The following is a 3,367-nucleotide window of genomic DNA, read 5'->3' as shown; positions in this document are numbered from 1 at the left end:
CGCGGAGCTGATCAAGTACTCACAGACACAGGTAAGCCCCTATACGGGTCTACCGAGCATACAGATTCCTTTCCACACTATAAGCCACGGTGGGGTCTCCGTCCCCATAGGCATCGCCTACAGTGGTGGCGGCATCAAGGTCGCCGACATCGCCTCATGGGTCGGCCTGGGCTGGAACCTGCAGGCCGGCGGCCTAGTGAGCAGGACCATAAATTGGCTACCGGACGACAACGACAATCTGGGCTATATGTACACCTCCTTCGACATGGCACACTTTAAGGCCAATCCCGATTCAAGTGGTTTCTGTTGTGATCCCAATGAACAGAGCTACCAATTGCTGGACCACGTCGCGATGAGCAGGGACTATGAGCCCGACGAGTTCAACTACTCCATTCCTGGATATTCGGGGACGTTCTACTTCGACCAGGCTCTGGACGACTTTGTCCAGTTGCCGTACACCAACGTGAAGATCGAGAAGGTCGTGCAGTCCCCGTCCAACCGCAAGATCATAGGTTTCAAGATCACCGTGCCCAACGGAACGGTCTATCATTTTGGCGGCACAGAGCCCTATATGGAGCGTATCAGGGAAGTAAGGTCCATGTCACTGACAAATTCGGGTGTCTATTCCGGTACGAACAGTATGTACACCACCAGTATCGATCCCTATTACCAAAGCTGGATGCTCAGGCGGATAGAGCTGCCCGTTTCGAGTACAGTGATCGAGTTCGAGTACGAGCTGGAGGACAACGTCAAGGCCATATTCAAGTCCAACGAGGAGTTCCTGCCGGGGTGGAACAGCCAACACGAAATGAAGTACAGTATCAACTATAGCCAGAAAATATACACCCAGCCCAAGCTGAAGACCATCACCTTCCCAACGGGCAGTGTGGAGTTCAAAAGGGGCAGTGTGGAACGTGGGGATCTGGCCAACAGCTACCCTCTGGAAAGTATAACGCTGTTTGACAGTGCAGGGAATTTCATAAAGAAGATGCAACTAGAGACCTCCCAATCGGATGCCATACCTGACAATGAATATCCCTTTTTCAGCCAGGACCCGGCGTTCTACAAGCGCCTTAGGCTTGACGGAATCTCGATCCAGAACGCCGCGAACGAGAAAAGCAAGGAATACACCTTCGAATACAATCCACAGAAGCTGCCGCACCGCTTTTCGAGGGCCGTGGACTACTTCGGTTACTTTAACGGCAGGGACAACATCGACCTCATTCCCAGAGCTAATTATCTTCCGCCCATACCGTTAGCATACTGGGGCAATGCGGACCGTTCGGTAGAACCGGACCATACCCAAGCGGAGGTGCTCACAGGCATAACCTATCCCACGGGAGGTTACGAAGAATTTATTTGGGAGAACAACACCATCAGCTATTTCAAGGAGGGGTCGGTACACCAGTACAGGGACCACCTTTTGGAACATACGGAGATCTTTGACAGTTACAGCTGTATGCACGTAGACGGGGACCCGTCGAACGGCTATGACCACTCCATGACCATTGATGTACCGGTGGACAGTGACGGCATCTTGGACTTTGACATTACGGTTGAGGGCTGCCCGTACACGAACGGCATACAGGTGCTGAACGACCAGAACTGTAGCTATACGTTGTACCTTACCGATCTGACGGACGCACCCAATGCGCCACAGACCCTGTTGGCGCCAAAGTTCAAACAGTTCCTTACCCCGGGGAACAGCTACAGGATCTCGGCCACCTACAATGGTAACTTCCAGGGCTGTAACAATTTACAGACCGGATCACCCAGTCCCGGCGATTTCAGGGCCATAATAAAGTACACCGAGGATCCCACCCCGGGCGAGTACATGTATGCCGGGCTCAGGATAAAGGAGCTGAAGACCTTCAACGACCCTTCCGCCACCGAGCCTCAACTGTGGAAAAAGTACGACTATACCTACCACGAGGAATCGGCCACACCAGACCTTACCAGTGGCGGAGCCTATCGTCTGCCGATAAACTATATCGGGAACTATAGCCGTTTGGGACTTGCGGCAGGAGACGTAGGCGAATATCAAATATTCTCAAGTGCACCGCTCGTGCCCATAAACGGTACCATGCAGGGCTATTTGAACGTCACCGAGTCCCATTACGGGCAGCTCGACACCAATGGCAGTAAAAGGTATACGTTCTCAGAGTTTGATTTTGGCCAGAACGAGCAGGTGGGCAACAATGCGGCATATTATTATTCCCCATTTCCCGAGGTCCACAAAAAAGTGATGCTCTCCAACTGGCGCAACGGCAACCTTGTCGAGACAGGGTATTACGATAGGGAAGGCAATCTGGTCAAAAGTGAACATTTTGATTACGAAACAGCAAACACGTTCCAGAAGGATCCTTGGGACTTTGCAGTGGAAGTCTTTAGGATGCCCGACACGGAGGGTCAAGGCAACAACGGTTACGCATACCTTTATGGCTATACCACCGAGCATCACCGATTAAAATCCCAGACCACCACGGACTATCTCGATGGCGGGGACGTCACGGTGACACAGGTCCACACCTACGATAACAATCCCCTGTTGGCATCGTCTACCAGCACCACCAGCAGTAACGGCAATGTCCAAGAAAGCCACATCACCTATGCCCAGGACCTGGCCAGCCCCACACCGGCTGAACAGATACTGATTGACCAGAACCGCTTTGAGCCGGTAAGGACGGAACAGACCGTAAGCGACGCCAACGATGTCCTCGCCCAAAGTGCCACCCAGACAGTCTACCAGATCTTCGGGGCCACCCGGGCACTACCAAGTGCAGTCCAAACCCTAAAGGGTGGTGAGTCACCGACAAACCTGCCCAAAAACCGTATCCATTTTTACAGGTACGAGGCCAACGGCAAACCCATGGAGGTGAGCCGAGCCGACGGTACCCGAATCATCTATATTTGGGGCTATAACAATACCCTGCCCGTGGCCAAGATCGAGAACGCAAGCTATGAGACGCTGACCCCTGGGCAGCAGACCGCCATAGGCGAGGCAAAGTTTGCATCCGCCTGGGAGGGCGATACCTGCATGGGCACCACGGGCTGTGAGGAGGCCGATCTACGTGACAGCCTCAATGCCCTGAGGGCGGAGTTTCCCGATGCCATGGTCACCACCTATACCTACGACCCGCTGGTGGGGGCCACCAGCATGACCGACCCAAAGGGCCGGACGGTGTACTACGAGTACGACAACTTCAACAGGCTCAAACAGGTCAGGGACGAGGACGGCAACATCATGGGCGAAAACCGATATAACTACCACACATCATCCAACAATTAAAAACAGAACAATGAACAGATACATACCGTTACAGAGATTCTTCCTTTCCGTACTTTTCCTGTTGGCCTGCACCGCGGC

At 53.2% G+C, this 3,367-nt stretch carries 1 protein-coding gene; it reads left to right on the top strand.

From position 1 onward, the window contains the following. Nucleotides 1-3,289: RHS repeat domain-containing protein (locus KCG49_RS16230; RefSeq protein WP_218548006.1), on the top strand; the 3,289-nt coding region annotated here is incomplete at its 5' end. Nucleotides 3,290-3,367 lie beyond the last annotated feature (78 nt).

The sequence above is a fragment of the Winogradskyella luteola genome, from assembly GCF_019203985.1.
Classification (GTDB): Bacteria; Bacteroidota; Bacteroidia; order Flavobacteriales; family Flavobacteriaceae; genus Winogradskyella; species Winogradskyella luteola.
The sequence above is the reverse complement of the archived record's forward strand: the minus strand, read 5'-3'. Positions and strand labels throughout refer to the sequence as shown.